This window comes from Micromonospora marincola, from assembly GCF_056150385.1.
Genome location: NZ_JAXCFT010000001.1, coordinates 316,388 through 334,742, shown reverse-complemented (window position 1 = coordinate 334,742; position 18,355 = coordinate 316,388). Strand labels below are relative to the sequence as shown.

Sequence of the window (18,355 nt, the reverse complement as noted above, 5' to 3'; positions counted from 1 at the left end):
CGCGAACCGGGTACCGCACCAGTCATGGCGACCGTCGTGGAACGCGAGCGCAAATTCTCCGGCGACGAGGGTTTCCGGCTGCCCGACCTGACCGGGTGCGGTGGCGTCGCGACGGTGTCCGACGCCACCGCCGTGGAGCTGGACGCCGTCTACTGGGACACCGAGGACCTGCGGCTGCTCCGCAGCGGCCACGCGCTCCGGCGGCGTACCGGCGGGCACGACGCCGGCTGGCACCTGAAGGTGGGCGCGGTCGGCGGCGCGCGGGTGGAGCACCAGTTCCCGGCCGGAGCGTCCGACGCCGGCCCGCCGGCCGACCTGGCCGCGCTGATCCGGGGCGCGTCCCGGGGCCGACCGGTGGCCCCGGCCGCCCGGATCGTCAACCACCGCCGGGAGCGGCGGCTGCTCGACTCCGACGGCCGGGTGCTGGCCGAGGTCGCCGAGGACGACGTCAGGTCCGAGGACCTGGTCGACGGCGCCATCCAGAGCTGGCACGAGGTCGAGGTCGAGCTGGTCGACGGCGACGAGGATCTGCTCGACGCGGTGGCAGCCCGGCTGTCCGGGGCCGGCGCCCGGGAGGTGCCGGTCAGCAAGTCGCACCGAGCGGTCGCCGGACGGCTCGCGCGCTTCGACGACCGGCCGCCCGCCGACGCGGCCGGGCCGGTCATCGGGTACGCCCGGGAGCAGCGCGACACGATCGTCGCCAACCACGCGGCGGCGTACCAGGGGGACGAGGACGCGGTCCACGACATGCGCGTGGCGGTCCGCCGGCTCCGGGCCACACTGCGCACGTTTCGCGGCCTGTGGGACCGGCGGGAGAGCGAGGCGGTGCGGGCCGAGCTGCGCTGGCTCGGTGGCGAACTGGGCGCGGTGCGGGACCACCAGGTGATGACCGGCCGGCTGGTCGCGGCGGTGCACGAGCTGCCGGACGAGCTGGTGCTCGGCCCGGTCGCCGCGCGGATCGGCGAACGGTACGCCGCCGACCTGGCCGAGGCGACCGCCGCGCTACGGGCCGCGCTGGACTCCGAGCGCTACCCCGACCTGCTGACCCGCCTGGACCGGCTGATCGACGGCCCGACGGGCGAGGTCGGCAGTCGGTGGGTGGACCGCCGGGTACGCCGGGCGGTGCGCCGCGCCGACGAACGGCTGGACCGGGCGCTCGCCGGCGGCGGGCCGGCCGGGGACGCCGCCCTGCACGAGGCGCGCAAGAAGTACAAGGCGGCCCGGTACGCGGTGGAGGTGCGCGAGCCGACCGCCGGGATGCCGGCCGCCCACCTGGTGAAGCGGTTCAAGAGGCTCCAGGACCTGCTCGGCACGCACCAGGACTCGGTGGTGACCCGGGAGGTGCTGCTCCGCCACGCGCTGCGCGCGTACGCCGAGGGCGAGAACACGTTCACCTACGGCCTGCTGCACGCCCGCCAGGCCGAGACCGCCGGGCACGACCTGCCGGCGGTGCTCCGGGCGCGGGACCGGGCCCGGCGGCGCAAGGTACGCCGTTGGCTGGCCCGCTGAGCCGTTGGGCGTGGGCGTGCCGGGCAACCGCGATGAGCGGCCCGGCCCCCACCGGGCAGGCACGTGACCCGGCTCCGACGGCACACGCCGGCCAGTTCCGTTCGTCGGTCAGAGGGCGGAGCGGGTGCGGGTCACCGCGTCGGCGGCGCCGGCCAGCACGGGCTCCGGCGGGGCGGCCCGGGCCAGATCGGCGGCGACCACCCGGAGCTGGTCGGGCAGGGCCAGGTCGCTGGGGAGCCGGGGCACCTCCCGGCGCGGCTCGCCGGCCACGTCGGCGGACAGGTTGGCGAGTTCCTGGACGAGCTTGTGCACCAGGTCGGCCCGGGACACGTTGCCCCCCTCGGCCGGCGCCGACCAGCGCGGCTGCTGCCAGTGCCCGACCTGTCGGACCAGCAGGGTCACCGCCCGGTCCAGTTCCGCTGCGCTCATCGCCGCCGAGTCTACGGCCGGACGGACGGGCAAACGGCGACGCCCGCCGCCGCGGGTGCGGCAGGCGGGCGTCGACGGACGGACGGGCGGGCGACGGTCAGTCGTCGCCCTGGAGGTAGCTGAGCATTCGCAGGATTTCCAGGTAGAGCCAAACCAGGCCGACCACGATGCCGAACGCGGCAGTCCAGGCGTAGCGCTGTGGGAGGCCCATCCGGACCCCCTCCTCGATCTGGGCGAAGTTGAGCACGAAGCTCAGCGACGCCACCACGATGCAGACCAGGCTGAAGCCGATCGCGAGCGGGCTGCCGTCGCGCAGGTGCGTGTTCACACCGAACAGCGACAGCACCAGGTTGACGAGCATGACGCCGAACAGGCCGGCGATGATCGCCACCATGATCCGGGCGAACTTCGGGGTGGCCCGGATGATCCGCGCCTTGTAGATGATCGCCATCAGGAAGAAGACGCCGAAGCTGGCCGCCACCGCCTGGAGCACGATGCCGTCGTAACGCGACTCGAACGCCTTGCTGACCAGGCCGACGAAGACGCCCTCGACGATCGAGTACGTCACCACGAGCGCCGGGTTGGCGATCCGGGAGAACGAAATGATCAGGCCGAGCACCAGGCCGACCACTGCGGCGCCGATCCAGGCGACGCCGACCAGGGCGTCCGGCACGAGCACCCACGCCGCGGCACCCGCGGCACCGAGCAGGGCGAGCATGAGGACCGTCTTGACCACGACGTCGTCGATGGTCATCGGGGTCACGGCGGGTGGGGTCGCCGGCTGGCCGTAGGCGCCCGGGTAGGGCTGCTGCGGCGGGTACTGCTGGGGGTATCCGGGCTGACCGTACGGCCCGGGCTGGGCGTACCCGGTCGCCCGCTCACGCTCGGCCGCCTGGCCGAGCCGGGCGAGCACCGGGTTCGAGGACTTCACTTCTCAGGCCTCCCTCAGGGGGTCGTTCGCACGCAGACGTGCGCCTCCAGGGTAGACGGGGAGGCCAACCCGCGTGCGGCGCGAAGCTGTGGGAAACCTGAGAGTTCGGGTGCCCGGGGCGGGGGTCGAACCCGCACGCCTTGCGGCAGCCGCTTTTAAGGCGGCCGTGTCTGCCGTTCCACCACCCGGGCGGGTGACACCGGCGCGTCGACGCGCGTGGCGATGCAGATCTCACCGTAGCGGGTGCGCCGCGCCTCGGCGTACCCCGGCGGTGTGGCCGCTAGGGTCGGGGCCGTGACCAGCGCCGCCCGCCCGGCCCCGGCGTCCGGCCCGGACCAGGCGCTCCGCCCCGCGCCGCCAGCCGTCGGGGCGCGGCTGGCCCGGGCGCTTGCCGCCGCCCGCCGGCACCGCCCGGACCTGCTGGTCGGGCTGGCGTACGCCGTGTTCGCCGGCTGGCTCACCCACCGCCTGTGGCCGGCGCCGGGCACCCGGATGCTCGCGCTCAACCCCGCCGACCAGACGCTCTACGAGTGGTTCCTGGCGCTCGACGCACGCGCCCTGCGCGGCGACTTCAGCCTGGTCACCGACCGGCTCAACGCGCCCGACGGGGTGAACCTGCTTGCCAACACCTCGGTGGTGGCGCTCGGGGTGCCGTTGGCGCCGGTCACCCTGGCCTTCGGAGCACCTGTCACGTTCGCGTTGCTGGTCGCCGCCAACCTGGCCGGCACGGCGGTCGCCTGGTATCTGCTGTTCAGCCGGACGCTTGGGTCCCGCCGGCTCGCCGCCGGGCTCGGCGCGGCGCTCTGCGGCTTCGGGCCGGGGATGGTCTCGCAGAGCAACGGCCACCTGCACATGACCGCGCAGTGGCTGGTGCCGGTGGTCGTGTGGTTGGTGGTCCGGCTGCTGCGCGCCGCGGATCCGGCCGGCCGCCCGGACGGCCCGGACCGCCGCCGGATGGCCTCCTCGGCGGTCGGGCTGGCCGCCGTCGTCACCGTGCAGGTCTTCGTCGGTGAGGAGGTGCTCTTCCTCACCGCGCTCACCCTGGCGGTGATGGCGGTCGGGTACGGGTTGGCCGACCGGGAGCTGACCCGCCGCGCGCTCCCCGGCTTCGCCGGCGGGCTGCTGTGCGCCGCCGGGCTGTCGCTGCTGGTGCTGGCGTACCCGCTCCGGGTGCAGTTCGCCGGCCCGCAGGGCATCGCGGACGGAATGTTCCCGGCGGCCTACTTCTCCGCCGACCTGACCGGCTGGGTCAGGCTCTCCGCGCTCACCGTGTTCGGCAGCCCGGAATCGGTCCGGCTGACCACCGGTCCGGCCGAGTTCACCACGTTCCTCGGTTGGCCGCTGCTGCTGGTGGCGGCCGGCTGCGCGCTCTGGTCGGGGCGGCGGGCACTGGTGCGCGCCATCGTGGCCGCGGCGCTTGTGATGGCCGCGCTCTCGCTCGGCCGCGAGGTGGTGGCCGGCGGCGAGCGGACCGGCGTGCCCGGCCCGTACGCGCTGCTGGACGGCCTGCCGGTGGTGGACGGCGCGCTGCCGACGCGCTTCGCGCTTGCCGTGCTGCCGCTTGTCGGCGCCGTGCTCACGCTCGCCGTGCACCTGGCGCTGCGCGAGCCGGGTCCGGCCCGCCGGCTGGTGCCGCTCGCGGTCGGCGCGGCCCTGCTCAGCGTGTTCCCCACGCCCCTGCCCACGGTCGACCGGCCGCCCCTGCCCGAGTTCGTCACCGGCGGTCACTGGCGGCAGTGCGTACGCCCCGGCGGGGTGCTGGTGCCGGTGCCGACGGCCACCCCGCGCGATCCCGGGCCGATGCGCTGGGCCACCGCCACCGGGGTCGAGTTCGGCATGCCGGAGGGCTTCTTCATCGGCCCGTACGGGCGGGGCGGCTCGGCCACCATGGGCACCTGGCAGCGCCCCACCTCGGCCCTGCTCGCCGACGTGGCCCGGCGGGGCGTGCCGCCCGCGGTCGGCGACCGGCAGCGCCGCCAGGCGGCCCGGGACGTCGCGGCCTGGCGCGCGTCGTGCGTCGCGCTCACCGACGACGCCCCGCACGCGGCGCTGCTGCGCCGCACGCTTGAGGCGCTGTTCGGGCCGGGCACCCGGGTCGCCGACGCCTGGACCTGGCGGTTCAGCCCCGCGTAGCGCCGACCGGCGGGGCGGACGCCTCGGCGAACTCCTCGCGCGGGTCGTGCAACTGGCCCAGGGCGACCACCTCACGCTTGAGGAAGAACGCCAACGACCAGTCGACCACCACCCGGACCTTGCGGTTGAGCGAGGGGATCCGCGACATGTGGTACGTCCGGTGCATGAACCAGGCCGGCCAGCCGGTCATCTTGATGCCGTAGACCTGCGCCACCCCCTTGTGCAGGCCGAGGCTGGCGACGCTGCCGACGTGCTTGTGCTTGTAGTCGACCGGCTCGCGCCCGCGGACCACGTTCACGATGTTGTCGGCCATCCGGGCCGCCTGCCGCACCGCGTGCTGCGCGCTCGGCGAGCAGAAGTTGCCCGGCTCCTTGGTGAGGTCCGGCACTGCGGCGCAGTCACCGGCGCTCCACGCGCCCTCGACCACCCGGTCGCCGTCCACGACCTGGAGCGTCGGAAGGCAGGTGACCCGGCGACGCTCGTCCCGCGGGAGGTCGGTCGCGTCAAGCATCGGCGACGGCTTCACGCCTGCGGTCCAGACGATGGTGTCGGACGGAAAACTGTCGCCGTCGGAGAGCTTGACCACCCCGTCGACGCAGGACTCCAGGCGGGTGTCCAGCCGGATGTCCATGTTCCGCTTCATCAGCTGCTGCACCGTGTAGGCACCCATGTCCCGGTCGACCTCGGGCAGCACCCGCTGGGTGGCTTCGACGAGCACCCAGCGCATCTCCTCCGGCGTCAGCTCCGGGTAGTAGCGCAGCGCGTCGCGGGCCATGTCCTCCATCTCGGCGAGCGCCTCGATGCCGGCGTAGCCGCCGCCGACGAAGGTGAACGTCAGCGCCCGGCGGCGGACCTCCGGGTCGGTGGTGGCAGCCGCCACGTCGAGCCGGTCCAGCACGTGGTTGCGCAGGAAGATGGCCTCACCGATGGTCTTGAACCCGATGCCGTTCTCGTGCAGGCCGGGGATCGGCAGGGTGCGGGAGACCGAGCCGGGGGCGACCACCACGTGGTCGTACGGGATCTCCCGGGCCGGGCCGCTGATCGGCTGCACCACAGCGGTCTTGCGGTGGTGGTCGATCCGGGTGACCGTCCCGGCCACCACCGTGCACTTGCGCAACTCCCGCCGCAGCGGCACCACAGCGTGCCGAGGGGAGATGTTGCCCGCCGAGGCCTCCGGGAGGAACGGCTGGTACGTCATGTGCGGCTGCGGGTCGACGACGACCACCTCGGCCTCACGCGAGCTCAGCTTCTTGGACAGACGCAGAGCGGCGTACAGGCCGACGTGCCCGGCACCCACGACAAGGATCCGCTTCGGATTCACGCCTCCATCTTTCCCCGGGGGGCTCGGGTAATCCCGCGCGAGACCCCCTTCTGTGACGGAGCACAACCGGTGTGACCTGCGCAACGTGCCCGGAATGTGCCGTCACCTGCGACGCAGCAGCCACCCCAGCAGCGCGCTCAGCCCCACCGCGACCAGCAGTCCCGCCACCGTCGCCGCCTGCGTGCCGCCGGTGCCGCCGACCCCGCCGAGCCAGGCGAGCACGATGCCGAGCACGGCGCTCGCCAGCACCACCCCGCCGGCCCGGGCCAGCCACCGCAGCACCAGGTCCGGGTCGATCAACCCGTCGTAGGGCAACAGGGCGGCGAGCGCGCAGAGCGTGTGCGCCAGATAGAGCAGCGTGGCCACGGCGAGCAGCCGCCACAGCGCCGGCGGCCGGTCGAAGCCGAGCGCGGCCAGCAGCCAGCCGGCGACCGTGACGAGCGCGGTGAAGGTCGGCCAGATCCGCCGCGGCCCGACCGCCGGCAGCACCGCGGCCACCGTCAGGGCCAGCAGCGCCCGCGGGGCCAGGGCCTCCGCCGGGTACGCGAGCAGGAAGCCGGCCAGCACGACGAGGAAGATGCCGCCCCGCACCAGCAGCGGCAGCGGGCTGACCCGCGCGGCCCGGTGCCGCAGCCCGCGCATCCGCTCGACCACGGTGTTCATCGGGCCCCCACCCGGGGAGCGGTGGCCAGGCGGGCCACGTCACGCAGCACCTCGTCCAGGCTGCCCGCGCCGGCCCAGCGCACCACCGGCACCCCGTGCTCGCGGAGCTGGCCGATCATCGTGTCCCGGTCCAGCCGCCACAGCCGGTACGCCACCTCGGCCCAGCCCCGGTCCTTCGGCACCGGCAGCTCGGCCGGCAGCGTGTCCACCGCGACCACGAACCGGCCGCCCCGCGCCAGCCGGGCGAGCATCTGCGCCGACCGCTCGTCAAGCAGCGGCGTGAGCACCACCACGAGCGCGTCCGAGGAGAGCACCTGCGGGCCGAACACCTGGTCGTACGGCTCGTGCGGGGAGGACTCGGCGTGCACGTCGAGCAGCCACTCCAGCACCGTCAGGTATTGCCGCCGGCCGGTCGCCGGGCGCAGTCGCCGGGCGGCCGGACCGTACTCCAGCAGCGCCACCCGGTCGCCCCGGTGCAGGTAGTGCTCGGCGATCGCGGCGGCGGCCCGGACCGTGGTGTCGAGCACCGAGGCCGGCCCGCGTACGCCGCCGGACCGGCCCGCCTCGGCCAACACGTCAAGCAGCACCACCACCTCGGCGTCCCGGTCGGAGAGGGTGGCCGCGACGTGCAGTTGGCGGGCCCGCAACGACACCCGCCAGTCGATCCGGCGCAGCCGGTCCCCGGGCGCGAAGACGCGTACGCCGGCCAGCTCCCCGCTCTCCCCCGGCCGCCGGGACCGGTGCCCGCCGACCAGCCCGGCGGCCCGGGGCATCGCCTCGACCGCGTCGAACGGCTCGGTGCGCGGGTAGACCCGGGCCCGGATCGCGTCGGTGATCACCGCCCGGGAGACGAGCAGCCCGTCGGCGGCGGCGACCCGGACGCCGGCCGGGCCGAGCGGGTGCCGGCCCCAGCGCAGCGCGGTGCCGGTCAGCTCCAGGTCGACCGCACTGCCCGGGGGCACGGAGGTGACGAACGGCCGGTCCGCGCCCCCGGAGCGGCTCACGTCAAGCGTGGCGCCACCGAAGCCGACCTGCTCCACCCGCAGCCACTGGGACATCCGGGTCCGCACCACCGCCATGTCGTACCCGATCAGGTCCGGGTTGGCGATCGCCACCGTGGCGGCCATCGGCGCGCCCTCGACCAGGTGGGTGTCGGTGACGCTCAGCTCCAGCTCGGGCTGCGCGGCCGGGCGGCGGCGCAGCGCGTACGCGGTGCCGAGCGCGAACGGCGTGGCCAGCACCACCAGGTCGAGCCGGCCGAGCAGCACGGCCGCGACGATCAGCACGCCGGTGAGCAGCACGGCCCGGCCGAGCGCCCAGGTGGGCGCCCAGCCGCCCGCCGGCTCGGCCCGCACGTCCATCAGCGCCCGGCGGCGTAGCTGGGCAGCGCGCCGCTGGCCGGGGCGGGCGTCGATTCGAGCACCTCACCGACGACGAACGCCGGGTCCACCCGGCGCAGCCACATCTCCGGCCGCAGCGTGATCCGGTGTGCAAGCGCGGGCGCGGCCACCGCCTTCACGTCCTCCGGCACCACGTAGTCCCGGTTGGCGAGCACCGCGCGCGTGCGGGACAGCAGCAGCAGCGCCAGCGACCCACGCGGTGACGCGCCGACGAGCACCGACGGGTGCTCCCGGGTGGCCGCGGTGAGCGACACGATGTACCTGCCGATCGAGTCCTCCACGACCACGTCCTCAAGCGCGGCCTGCATGGCGCGCAGCGTGCCGGCGTCCACCACCGGCTTGATCTCGGCCTCCTCGCGGCGGCGGGCGATCCGCCGGCGCAACACGTCCCACTCCTCGTCGTGCGTCGGGTAGCCGAACGAGACACGCAGCAGGAACCGGTCGAGCTGCGCCTCGGGCAGCGGGTAGGTGCCCTCGTACTCGATCGGGTTGGCGGTGGCCAGCACGTGGAACGGCTCGTCCAGCCGGTAGGTCACGCCCTCCACCGAGACCTGCTTCTCCTGCATCGCCTCCAGCAGCGCCGACTGGGTCTTCGGCGGCGTCCGGTTGATCTCGTCGGCGAGCAGCAGGTTGGTGAAGAGCGGCCCGGCCCGGAACGAGAAGTCGCCGCTGCTCTGGTCGTAGAGGAAGGAGCCGGTGACGTCGGCGGGCAGCAGGTCGGGGGTGAACTGGAGCCGGCGGAAGTCCAGCCCGAGCGCCTGCGCGAAACACCGCGCGGTGAGCGTCTTGCCCAGGCCGGGCAGATCCTCCAGCAGCACGTGCCCGCCGGCGAGGATCCCGGCCAACACCAGCTCCAGCGCGTCGCGTTTGCCGACCACGACGGTGCCGACCGCGTCCAGGACGGCCCGGGCGAGCCGGCCCACCTCGGCGGGGGGCATGCTCCGGTCCACGTCGTTCATCAGAGTTTCTCCAGTTCGGCGACGATCGCCGCGAGGTCGCGCGGCGTCGGGGGGCGGCGGGCGGGGGTGCCGAGGAACGTCCAGAGCGGCTCGCCAAGCAGCGCACGGGCGCGGGCCGGGTCGGACTCGCGGGTCACGCCGTGCCGCTGGCGCAGCCGCTCGTCGGCCAGCTCGCCCAGGCGCGGCAGCACCCGCTCGGTGAACCGCTCCCGGTTGTCGGAGCACCAGTCGAGCGGTCGTTCCCAGCCGTTGATGGCGGTCCGCAGCGCGTCCCGGGCGGACCAGTTCCAGGTGCCCGGCTCCTCCCCGTCGGCGGAGCTGCGGACGCCGGCGCGGGGCGGCGGCGGGGGTGAGAGCGCGGCCGTGACCCGGCGGACGGCGAGCACCGCCAGCACACCCGCCACGATGATCCAGATCGGCACGCGCAGACCTACCGCGCGCAGGCCGACCATGACCACCACCACCACGGCGGCGGTGACCGCGGCGGTCCGCAGCAGCAGGCGTGCCCGGCCGCCCGAGCGCCGTTCCGCGTCCCGGGCGGGCTCCTCGCCGGCGCCGAGCAGATCGTCGATGCTTGTGCTCATACCGAACCCGCCACGCTTGTCAGCTCGCCCCGCAGCCGCCGCAGCGCGGCCCGGGCCTGGTCCCGCATGCGCTCGTCGACCGCATGGGTGGCGTAACGGGCCTCCCGGTAGACGTGCGCGAAGCCGTCAAGCACGTCGGCGCTGGCGATAGCCGGGATGCCGGCCGCCGGGTCACCGCGCAGCAGCCGGCTGACCAGATCGGTGGGGGTGTCGCCGGTGTGCCGGGGCACGCCGGCGTCCTCGGCGGCCTCCTCCAGCCGCACCCAGCAGGCGATCACCGCGGTCCGCGGGTCGGTGGACCTGTCGTCCAGTTCTTCCAGGCCGGCGTCCAGGGCCGCCACCACCTCGCGGGCGGTGCCCTCGGCGGTACGCCTGGTACGTCTCGTCGCCACCGCGCGGGTCTTCCGGCGCGGCAGGGCGCGGACGATGCTCCAGAGCGCATAGCCGACGCCGGCAAGCACGATCGCGGACAGCAGCGCCACGGCGGCGGTACCAAGCCAGTCGGGCACTCCACCCGAGCTGGGCTCGCCTACTTCCCGGGGTTCGATCCGGATCGAGGGCACCGCCTCGGGCGACGGGTATTTCGGCGCGTACGGGACGCCGGGCGGGATCCGGCTGGCCCCGATGGCGGAGTGACCGGCGGCGAGCGCGGCGACCGCGAGCAGTGCCGCCACCGCCGCGACCGGCCACCACCTGCGCAGCACGCCGAAATCCATTCCACCGCCTCAGGTCTGTGTCAGTCCACCCCGGACAGCTGCTTGGCCCGGGTGAACACGTCGTCCAGCATCGAGGGCGTGAGCCGGCCGGTGAACGTGTTCTGCTGGCTGACGTGATAGCAGCCGAGCACCGCCGGCACGGACTCGCCGGACCAGTGTGCCCCATGCCCGAACACCGGTCGCGGTGTGGGCGGGCGCTGCCCGTACACCTGGCGTAGCACCGGCCACCACGCGGCCCACGCGAACGCGCCGAGCGCGACCACCACGCGCAGCGTGGGGCGTACCAGTTCGACCTCGCGGTGCAGCCACGGCGCGCAGGTGTCCCGCTCGGCCGGGGTGGGCTTGTTGTCCGGCGGCGCGCAGCGCACGGCGGCGAAGATGCGGGTGTCCCGCAGTGTCAGGCCGTCGTCGGCGGCGACGCTCGTCGGCTGGTTGGCCAGCCCGGCCCGGTGCAGCGCGGCGAAGAGCACGTCGCCGGAGCGGTCCCCGGTGAAGATCCGGCCGGTGCGGTTGCCGCCGTGCGCGGCCGGCGCCAAACCGAGGATGGCGATCCGCGCGTCCGGCGGGCCGAGGCCGGGCACCGGCCGCCCCCAGTAGTCCTGGTCGCGGAACGCCGCCCGCTTGACCCGGGCCACCTCCTCGCGCCACGTCACCAGCCGGGGGCAGGCGAAACAGTCGCTCACCGCGCCGTCGAGGTCGGCCAGGTCGGTCGCCCGCGCCGCGCGGGCGACCACCTCCTCGGGGGTACGCGACTCAGCCAAGCTTCGCCCGGAACAGTTCCAGCGTGCGGGCCCACGCGGTGGCGGCGGCCCGCTGGTCGAAGTGCTCCGGCCGGTCCTCGTTGAAGAACGCGTGCGCGGTGCCCGGATAGTCGAACGTCTGACAGGTGCCACCGGCGGCCTCGACGGCCCGGCGTACGCTCTGCACCCCGTCGGCGGCGGACAGGCCGTCCGCCTCGGAGCAGTGGATGAGCGCGGCCTTCCCCGCGTAGTCGGCCCAGTCGGCGGACATACCCTCCCAGGGCAGCCGCGGGTAGAAGCCGGCCGTGGCGACGATCCGCTCGGAGAACGTGCCGGACCACAGGGCCAGGCTGGCGCCCGCGCAGAACCCGGCGCAGCCCACCTTGCCGGCGACCTCGGGCCGGTCGACCAGGTATTCGGCGGCGGCGGCGATGTCGCTCGCCGCCTCGTCCATCTGCGTGCTGTTCAGCATCTGCCGGGGCTCGGTCGGCTTGACGGCCGGCCCGCCGTGGCGGAAGTCGGGCGCGAGGGCGACGAAGCCGGCGTCGGCGAAACGGTCGACCACGGCCCGGACGTGGGGCACCAACCCCCACCAGTCCTGGATGACGATGACCGCCGGGCTGGCCGCACCGCCGGAGGGTATCGCGAGATACCCCTCGCTCGTTCCCCCGTTGCCGGTGAAGCTCACCATTTCGCCCATGGGCCGTCCTCCTAGCGGTCAGTCAACGTTGGCTGGTCGCACAGTTGGGTGTCACGTGCCGGTAGCGTGCCACGCGATCATGGGCCCGGGGAAGACGGAACAACAGTGGCATTCACCTCCTGCCAACCCCCGGCCGCACAGCAGCCGCGTCCGCCTCGCGGTGGTAGGCGAGGCGGACGCGGGACGGCGTTCGTCGGGCCGGCGGCGGTCAGTTGGTTGGTGTCGGAGTCGGCGCCTCCGACTCCGTCGAAACGCCGGGGCCGGGCGTGGGTGTCGCCGCGGGCGTGGCGCTCGCGGTCGGCGCTGGCGTGCCGCTGGCCGTGGGAGCCGGCGCGGGCGGGACCGCCGGCCCGAACGGGGCCGACTCCGGGCAGTACGGGTAGGCGTTGCGCGGCGCGGGCACGGCGCCGAACGAGTCGAGGCAGTTCGGCCAGCCGAGCCGGATCGGCACACCGTTCTGGTCGAAGAGCTGGGCGTCGCGGATCAGCCGCCCCTGCTGGTCGTAGACGAAGACGTCCTCGATCCGGTCCAGCCGCCGGTCGACCGACGCCTGCTGGTAGTCGGCGTACACGTCGGCGCTGGCGTGCCGGTCCACGTCGGCGAGCACCACGAGCGAGAAGACCACGAGCACGGCGGTGCCCACCAGGTGCAGCCGGCGCGGCCAGCCGGTGAAACCGCCGGAGCGGCGACCGAGCCACAGGGACGCGAGGATCGCGCCGCCCAGGAGCAGCAGACCGGCAAGCGCGCTGTCGTCGAGCCGGGGCAGCAGGCCGGACCGGCCACCGCCGATCACCTCGCTGACCAGCAGCGCGGCCAGCCAGCCGCGCACCAACCACCAGGCCGGACGCAGCGAGCGCAGGAAGTCCGCGACCCGGGCGTGCCCGAACAGCGGGCCGAGCTGACGGTCGAGCAGGCGTACCTGGGTGAACGCCCGGTTCCGCGCGGCGTTCAGGCGGCGCAGGCGCACCGGTCGCCCGCCGGGCTCCGCGCCGGCCGCGCTCCGCAACTCCATCGCGTACGCCTCGGGCGGGCCGAGCCGGTCGACGAGCGCGCCGTCATCTTCGGCGGCCACCTCGGTTAGGTGCTCCGGAAGGTCCTCGGTCAACTCGTCCCGGAGCGCCGGCGGGAGGTCGGCGAGCGCGGCCCGCACCCGGTCGACGTAGTCCGTGATCTCCTGCCCAGTGACGGTCATGCCGCCATCCCCCGATCGTCGAGCAGTGCGTCCATGGTGGTGGCGAACGAGCGCCAGGTCTTGCCGGAGCAGGTGAGCTGGTCGCGCCCGGCGGCGTTCAGCGAGTAGTACTTGCGGTGCGGCCCGGACTCGCTCGGCACCACGTATGTGGTCAGCAGGCCGCCCGCGAAGAGCCGGCGCAGGGTGCCGTAGACCGAGGCGTCGCCGACCTCGGACAGGCCGGCCTCGCGGAGCCGGCGGAGGATGTCGTAGCCGTATCCGTCCTCGTCCTTGAGCACGGCGAGCACGGCGAGATCGAGGACACCCTTGAGGAGTTGCGTTGCATCCACACTCGCCACACTAGTGCGCATTGCGGAATACCGTCAAGAACGCCATACCCCCTCCCCACCGCCGCCGGCAATCAAGACAGCCGGCGTTGAATCCTCGGAGCAGGTCGGCCGTCGCGTCGAACAAGCAGGCCGCCATGTAGATCGACAGGGCGACCCGCTCGCGCCGGTAGTCCATCAGCAGCAAGAGGCGGGCCGGTTGACACGGCCAGGGGCCCGCGCACACCCGGCAGAGCCAGCACGGCCGCATCGGTAGGTGGGGTCGCACGACCCGGCGACCGCGATCGGGTACGGAGGAAGCGCTCATCCCCCGATCGCGTCGACTTCCGTTGACGACGTCAATAGCCTCCGTAATTGTCGTCATCTACGGACTGCGCCGCTGCCATCGTCAAGGCGTGGAGTTGGTGGGCGTGTCGGAGATCCGGGCGATGCTCGGCAACGTCTCGCGCCAGCGTGCGTCCGTGATCGCCAATCAGCGCAACTTCCCGGAGCCGATCGCCGTGCTGGCCATGGGCAAGGTGTGGCGGAAGTCGGACGTTGAGAAGTGGGTGCGGGAACACCGACCCGACCTGTCGACGGACTGAATCGCCACCCGAGATCTTGGAGCGGAACGGCCCCTCCAGGGGCACTTTCCTTCCAAGATCTCCTGGCGTCCTGGCAGGGCTACGCCAGGCTCCAGGCGATGCCGTCGAGGATGTCGTGTTCGGAGGCGACCACCGAGGACATCCCGGCCCGCTCCATGATCACGCGCAGCACCAGCGCACCGGCGCCGATCACGTCCGCCCGGCCGGGGTGCATCACCGGCTCAGCCAGCCGCTGTTCCCGCGTCGCGCCGAGCAGGTAGGCGGTCACCGACGCCACCCGGGCGTACGGCACCCGGGCGTGGTGGATGCGGCTCGGGTCGTACTCCCGGAGCCCTTCGGCCAGGGCGACCACTGTGGTGACCGAACCGGCAAGCCCGACGAGCGTGGCGGCCTCCCGGCCGGGCACGGCGGCCAGCGCCCGGTCCACCGCAGCCGCGATGTCGGCCTCGGCGGCGGCGATCTCGGCCGGGCCGGGCGGGTCGCCGTGCAGGTGCCGCTCGGTCATCCGGACGCAGCCGATGTCCACCGAGATCGCCCCGCGCACGCCACCGGCGCGGGTGCCGACCACGAACTCGGTGGAGCCGCCGCCGATGTCGACCACCAGGTACGGCGGCTCGGCGTCGGCGGGCAGGCCGCGCACCGCGCCGGTGAACGAGAGGCGGGCCTCCTCGTCGCCGGTCACCACCTCCGGCGGTACGCCGAGCGTCCGCTCGACCATGGTTCGGAAGTCGTCGGCGTTCGAGGCGTCGCGGGAGGCCGAGGTGGCGCACATCCGCACCCGGTCGACGCCCGCCTTCTCGATCTGGGCGGCGTAGTCGGCGAGCGCCACCCGGGTCCGCTCGATCGCCTCGGGCGCGAGCGTGCCGGTGCGGTCCACGCCCTGCCCCAGCCGCACGATCTCCATCCGCCGGCTGACGTCCACCAGCGGCGCGGACGCCCCCGCGGACGGATCCGGCAGGTCGGCGATCAGCAGTCGGATCGAGTTGGTCCCGCAGTCGATGGCCCCCACACGCACGCTCACGCCGCCCACCCTACGACAGGTCCCGCCAGCCGTCGGTGATCATGAAGCTGGCGGCGACAAACCGGACAGCGGGCGCCGTCAGCTTCATGATCACCGCAGAGGGGGCGCGGGGTCAGAGGCGCAGCAACATGCGGGTGTTGCCGAGGGTGTTGGGCTTGACCCGTTCCAGGTCCAAGAACTCGGCGACACCTTCGTCGTAGGAGCGGAGGAGCTGTTCGTAGACCGGCTGCGGGACCGGGGCGCCGTCGATCTCGCGGAAGCCGAACGCGCCGAAGAAGCCGGTCTCGAACGTGAGCACGAAGATCCGGGCGACGCCCAGCTCCCGCGCCGCGTCGATCAGCTCGCCGACGATCCGGTGCCCGAGCCGGTGCCCCCGGCAGGACGGGTCGACCGCCACGGTGCGGATCTCGGCCAGGTCCTCCCACATGACGTGCAGCGCGCCGCAGCCGACCACCGTCCCGTCCGGCGTCACCGCGACCCGGAACTCCTGCACGTCCTCGTAGAGCGTCACGGTGGCCTTGCTGAGCAGCCGCCGGTCGTCGGTGTAGGTGTCCACGAGCCGGCGGATGCCGCGTACGTCTGCGGTCCGGGCGCGGCGGATCGTGACCTGGTCGACGGTGGTCACGTGGTGGGCACGTCCACGCAGGGGCCGGCGGCCCACCACTTCTCCACGAGCGCCAGCGTCTCGTCGCCGAGCGGGTTGACCCCCGGCCCGGCGCCGAGCGCATGGCCCAGGTGCACGTGCAGGCATTTCACCCGGCCGGGCATCCCACCGGCGGAGATGCCGGCGATTTCCGGCACCTCGCCGATCGCCTCCCGGCGGGCCAGGTAGTCGGAGTGCGCCGCCCGGTAGCGGGCGGCCAGGTCCGGGTCCTCGGCGAGCCGGTCGGCCATCTCCTTCATCAGCCCGGCCGACTCCAGCCGGCTGCACGCCGCGGTGGCTCGCGGGCAGGTCAGGTAGAACAGCGTCGGGAACGGCGTGCCGTCGGCCAGCCGGGGCGTCGTCTCCACCACGTCGGGCAGGCCGCACGGGCACCTGTGGGCCACCGCCCGGGTGCCGCGCGGCGTGCGTCCGAGCTGCGCGGCCACCGCGGCCAGGTCGGCCTCGGTGGCCGGCTGGCGCTCCGGCGGGGGTACGGAGTCCGCCGCCGGATCCTGCGGTGGTACGACGTTCAACGGGTCACGCCTTCCTCGGTCGCTCACTTGTCGGGGCGCTCGGCGTTCGCCGCCTGCACGCTCGACCACAGGGTGTCGTACCACGGCTCGGGCGACGTCGGCGCCCCCGGCTTCGCGCCCTTGCCGGCGTCCCGGGCGGCGCCCTCGGCGTCGCGGAGCACCACGAGCGCCGTCTCACCCGGCCGGATCATGAAGAAGCGTTCCCGCGCCTTGGTCTCGACGTAGGCGTCGTCCTTCCACTTGGCCGCCTCGGCGGTGAGGCTCTCGATCAGCCTCCGCTGCTCGGCCTGGGACGCCTCCATCCGCTCGATGTCGGCCTGCTGGTCCAGGTAGACCCGGACCGGATAGGTGTACGCCAGAGCGAGCGCGATGAGCACGGCGAACAGCACTGTGGCGCGCCCGGTGAAGCGCCGGGGTTGGGGTGCGGTGAGCCGCTTGACCGTGCCACCGGCGGCGGTACGCCGGGCCGCGGCCGGGCGGCTCGCGGAGCGTACGCCGTCGGCGGCCCGGGGTGCGCCGGGTGACCGGCCGGCGGCACGCGGCTCGGCGCGGACGCCGCCGTCGCGGGCCGTGGACCGGACCCGGGGACCGCCCGCCCGGCCGGCCTGTCCCGGCCGGCGGGCGGGTCGCTGGCCGCCCGGTGTGCGGCGCTGCTGCATCGTCACACCCCTCCCCGGAGCGCTGGCCTCAGGCCGAACGGTAGCGCGGGAACGCGCCGGCGCCGGCGTACCGCGCCGCGTCGGCCAGCTCCTCCTCGATCCGCAGGAGCTGGTTGTACTTGGCCACCCGGTCGGAGCGGGCCGGCGCGCCGGTCTTGATCTGGCCGCAGCCGGTGGCGACCGCCAGGTCGGCGATGGTGGTGTCCTCGGTCTCGCCGGAACGGTGGCTCATCATGCACTTGAAGCCGGCCCGGTGGGCCAGGTCCACGGCGTCGAGCGTCTCGGTGAGCGAGCCGATCTGGTTGACCTTGACCAGCACCGCGTTCGCGGACCGCTCGGCGATGCCCCGGGCGATGCGCTGCGGGTTGGTCACGAACAGGTCGTCGCCGACGATCTGGATCCGGTCTCCGAGCGCGGCGGTCAGGGTGGCCCAGCCACTCCAGTCGTCCTCGGCGAGCGGGTCCTCGATGGACACGATCGGGTAGTCGCCGGCGAGCTTGGTGTAGTAGTTGCTCATCTCCTCGGCGCTCTTGGCGCTGCCCTCGAACGTGTAGGTGCCGTTGTCGAAGAACTCGGTGGCGGCCACGTCGAGCGCGAAGACGATATCGGTGCCCAGCCGGTAGCCGGCCTTCTCCACCGCCTCGGCGATCAGGTCCAGCGCGGCGGCGTTCGTGGGCAGGTTGGGGGCGAAACCGCCCTCGTCGCCGAGGCCGGTCGACAGGTCCTTCTTCTTCAGCACCGACTTCAGCGCGTGGTAGACCTCGGCGCCGGAGCGCACCGCGTCCCGGAACGTCGGCGCGCCGATCGGCGCGATCATGAACTCCTGGATGTCGACGTTCGAGTCGGCGTGCGCGCCACCGTTGAGGATGTTCATCATCGGCACCGGGAGCAGGTGCGCGTTGGGGCCGCCCAGGTAGCGGAAGAGGCTCAGCTCGGCGCTGCCGGCGGCGGCCTTCGCCACGGCCAGGGAGACACCGAGGATGGCGTTGGCGCCGAGCTCGCCCTTGTTGTCCGAGCCGTCGATGTCGATCATCTTCTGGTCGATCAGCCGCTGCTCGCTCGCCTCGTAGCCGATGAGCTGGTCGACGATCCGGTCCTCGATGTTGGCGACCGCCTTCTCGACACCCTTGCCCAGGTAACGGCCCTTGTCACCGTCGCGCAGCTCGACCGCCTCGAACGCGCCGGTGGAGGCGCCGGACGGCACCGCGGCGCGGGCGATCGTGCCGTCGTCGAGCCCGACCTCGACCTCGACCGTCGGGTTGCCCCGCGAGTCCAGGATCTCCCGGGCGACGATTCCCTCGATGGTTGCCAC

General features: G+C 73.9%; 20 protein-coding genes and 1 tRNA gene. 3 read left to right on the top strand and 18 right to left on the bottom strand.

Annotated features, from left to right (window positions below; translation table 11 throughout):
• Positions 1-24: 24 nt before the first annotated feature.
• On the top strand, positions 25-1,509 hold the full coding sequence (locus SM450_RS01640; protein ID WP_474617840.1) for a CYTH and CHAD domain-containing protein: 1,485 nt from the start codon (positions 25-27) through the stop codon (positions 1,507-1,509).
• 108 nt (positions 1,510-1,617) lie between these two features.
• On the opposite strand, the gene SM450_RS01635 is transcribed toward SM450_RS01640, so the two are convergent.
• The 3 genes from SM450_RS01635 to SM450_RS01625 all read right to left on the bottom strand — a co-directional run bounded on the left by SM450_RS01635 (position 1,618) and on the right by SM450_RS01625 (position 3,060).
• Complete coding sequence (locus SM450_RS01635) at positions 1,618-1,938, bottom strand: hypothetical protein (RefSeq protein ID WP_474617839.1); 321 nt, start codon at positions 1,936-1,938, stop codon at positions 1,618-1,620.
• A 97-nt stretch (positions 1,939-2,035) separates the two neighbouring features.
• Positions 2,036-2,869 carry a Bax inhibitor-1/YccA family protein gene (locus SM450_RS01630; RefSeq protein ID WP_474617838.1) on the bottom strand — a complete coding sequence of 278 codons (834 nt, stop codon included), beginning with the start codon at positions 2,867-2,869 and terminating at the stop codon, positions 2,036-2,038.
• 110 nt (positions 2,870-2,979) lie between these two features.
• Positions 2,980-3,060, bottom strand: a tRNA-Leu gene (locus SM450_RS01625).
• 103 nt (positions 3,061-3,163) lie between these two features.
• Between SM450_RS01625 and SM450_RS01620 the strand changes: the two genes are divergently transcribed.
• A complete protein-coding gene (locus SM450_RS01620; protein ID WP_474617837.1) occupies positions 3,164-5,002 on the top strand; it encodes a DUF6311 domain-containing protein in 1,839 nt (612 codons plus the stop codon).
• On the opposite strand, the gene SM450_RS01615 is transcribed toward SM450_RS01620, so the two are convergent.
• From SM450_RS01615 to SM450_RS01570, 10 genes are all read right to left on the bottom strand, one after another.
• Positions 4,989-6,323 (bottom strand): NAD(P)/FAD-dependent oxidoreductase, encoded by a 1,335-nt coding sequence (locus SM450_RS01615; protein ID WP_474617836.1) that lies wholly within the window; start codon positions 6,321-6,323, stop codon positions 4,989-4,991. The two genes, SM450_RS01620 and SM450_RS01615, sit on opposite strands and share 14 nt — an antisense overlap.
• Before the next feature lie 102 nt (positions 6,324-6,425).
• A complete protein-coding gene (locus tag SM450_RS01610) occupies positions 6,426-6,986 on the bottom strand; it encodes a hypothetical protein (protein WP_474617835.1) in 561 nt (186 codons plus the stop codon).
• Complete coding sequence (locus SM450_RS01605) at positions 6,983-8,347, bottom strand: DUF58 domain-containing protein (RefSeq protein WP_474617834.1); 1,365 nt, start codon at positions 8,345-8,347, stop codon at positions 6,983-6,985. Before SM450_RS01605 ends, SM450_RS01610 begins: the two co-directional genes overlap by 4 nt.
• Positions 8,347-9,345, bottom strand: coding sequence for an AAA family ATPase (locus tag SM450_RS01600; RefSeq protein WP_281584911.1), 999 nt, complete (start codon positions 9,343-9,345; stop codon positions 8,347-8,349). Before SM450_RS01600 ends, SM450_RS01605 begins: the two co-directional genes overlap by 1 nt.
• Positions 9,345-9,929 (bottom strand): hypothetical protein, encoded by a 585-nt coding sequence (locus SM450_RS01595; RefSeq protein WP_474617833.1) that lies wholly within the window; start codon positions 9,927-9,929, stop codon positions 9,345-9,347. Before SM450_RS01595 ends, SM450_RS01600 begins: the two co-directional genes overlap by 1 nt.
• Positions 9,926-10,645, bottom strand: a complete 720-nt coding sequence (locus SM450_RS01590) for a DUF4129 domain-containing protein (RefSeq protein WP_474617832.1) — start codon at positions 10,643-10,645, stop codon at positions 9,926-9,928. Before SM450_RS01590 ends, SM450_RS01595 begins: the two co-directional genes overlap by 4 nt.
• 20 nt (positions 10,646-10,665) lie before the next feature.
• Entirely contained in the window at positions 10,666-11,379 is a 714-nt protein-coding gene (locus tag SM450_RS01585) for a uracil-DNA glycosylase (protein WP_474618346.1), read from the bottom strand.
• A gap of 19 nt (positions 11,380-11,398) precedes the next feature.
• Complete coding sequence (locus tag SM450_RS01580; protein WP_474617831.1) at positions 11,399-12,085, bottom strand: dienelactone hydrolase family protein; 687 nt, start codon at positions 12,083-12,085, stop codon at positions 11,399-11,401.
• Positions 12,086-12,293: 208 nt separating this feature from the next.
• The gene (locus tag SM450_RS01575; protein ID WP_474617830.1) at positions 12,294-13,277 is read right to left on the bottom strand and encodes an HAAS signaling domain-containing protein; all 984 of its coding nucleotides are present in this window, start codon (positions 13,275-13,277) and stop codon (positions 12,294-12,296) included.
• A complete protein-coding gene (locus SM450_RS01570; RefSeq protein WP_474617829.1) occupies positions 13,274-13,606 on the bottom strand; it encodes a PadR family transcriptional regulator in 333 nt (110 codons plus the stop codon). The genes SM450_RS01575 and SM450_RS01570 overlap by 4 nt, the downstream gene beginning before the upstream one ends.
• Positions 13,607-13,998: 392 nt before the next feature.
• On the opposite strand from SM450_RS01570, the gene SM450_RS01565 reads away from it, so the two are divergent.
• On the top strand, positions 13,999-14,187 hold the full coding sequence (locus SM450_RS01565) for a hypothetical protein (protein ID WP_474617828.1): 189 nt from the start codon (positions 13,999-14,001) through the stop codon (positions 14,185-14,187).
• Positions 14,188-14,266: 79 nt separating this feature from the next.
• Here the strand turns inward: SM450_RS01565 and SM450_RS01560 are convergent, their stop codons facing one another.
• The 5 genes from SM450_RS01560 to eno all read right to left on the bottom strand — a co-directional run bounded on the left by SM450_RS01560 (position 14,267) and on the right by eno (position 18,355).
• Positions 14,267-15,196 (bottom strand): Ppx/GppA phosphatase family protein, encoded by a 930-nt coding sequence (locus SM450_RS01560; protein ID WP_474618345.1) that lies wholly within the window; start codon positions 15,194-15,196, stop codon positions 14,267-14,269.
• Between the two features lie 124 nt (positions 15,197-15,320).
• A complete protein-coding gene (locus SM450_RS01555; protein WP_474617827.1) occupies positions 15,321-15,833 on the bottom strand; it encodes an amino-acid N-acetyltransferase in 513 nt (170 codons plus the stop codon).
• Positions 15,830-16,384 carry a DUF501 domain-containing protein gene (locus SM450_RS01550; RefSeq protein WP_474617826.1) on the bottom strand — a complete coding sequence of 185 codons (555 nt, stop codon included), beginning with the start codon at positions 16,382-16,384 and terminating at the stop codon, positions 15,830-15,832. The genes SM450_RS01555 and SM450_RS01550 overlap by 4 nt, the downstream gene beginning before the upstream one ends.
• 23 nt (positions 16,385-16,407) lie before the next feature.
• Positions 16,408-17,043, bottom strand: coding sequence for an FtsB family cell division protein (locus tag SM450_RS01545; RefSeq protein WP_474618344.1), 636 nt, complete (start codon positions 17,041-17,043; stop codon positions 16,408-16,410).
• A 28-nt stretch (positions 17,044-17,071) separates the two neighbouring features.
• Complete coding sequence (gene eno / locus SM450_RS01540) at positions 17,072-18,355, bottom strand: phosphopyruvate hydratase (protein ID WP_474617825.1); 1,284 nt, start codon at positions 18,353-18,355, stop codon at positions 17,072-17,074.

What these genes read in the sequence shown, in the direction of transcription:
- SM450_RS01640 (WP_474617840.1), top strand. Translation starts at nt 25, where the DNA reads ATGGCGACCGTCGTGGAACGCGAGCGCAAATTCTCCGGCGACGAGGGT.
- SM450_RS01635 (WP_474617839.1), bottom strand. Translation starts at nt 1,938, where the DNA reads ATGAGCGCAGCGGAACTGGACCGGGCGGTGACCCTGCTGGTCCGACAG.
- SM450_RS01610 (WP_474617835.1), bottom strand. Translation starts at nt 6,986, where the DNA reads ATGAACACCGTGGTCGAGCGGATGCGCGGGCTGCGGCACCGGGCCGCG.
- SM450_RS01605 (WP_474617834.1), bottom strand. Translation starts at nt 8,347, where the DNA reads ATGGACGTGCGGGCCGAGCCGGCGGGCGGCTGGGCGCCCACCTGGGCG.
- SM450_RS01600 (WP_281584911.1), bottom strand. Translation starts at nt 9,345, where the DNA reads ATGAACGACGTGGACCGGAGCATGCCCCCCGCCGAGGTGGGCCGGCTC.
- SM450_RS01595 (WP_474617833.1), bottom strand. Translation starts at nt 9,929, where the DNA reads ATGAGCACAAGCATCGACGATCTGCTCGGCGCCGGCGAGGAGCCCGCC.
- SM450_RS01590 (WP_474617832.1), bottom strand. Translation starts at nt 10,645, where the DNA reads ATGGATTTCGGCGTGCTGCGCAGGTGGTGGCCGGTCGCGGCGGTGGCG.
- SM450_RS01580 (WP_474617831.1), bottom strand. Translation starts at nt 12,085, where the DNA reads ATGGGCGAAATGGTGAGCTTCACCGGCAACGGGGGAACGAGCGAGGGG.
- SM450_RS01575 (WP_474617830.1), bottom strand. Translation starts at nt 13,277, where the DNA reads ATGACCGTCACTGGGCAGGAGATCACGGACTACGTCGACCGGGTGCGG.
- SM450_RS01545 (WP_474618344.1), bottom strand. Translation starts at nt 17,043, where the DNA reads ATGCAGCAGCGCCGCACACCGGGCGGCCAGCGACCCGCCCGCCGGCCG.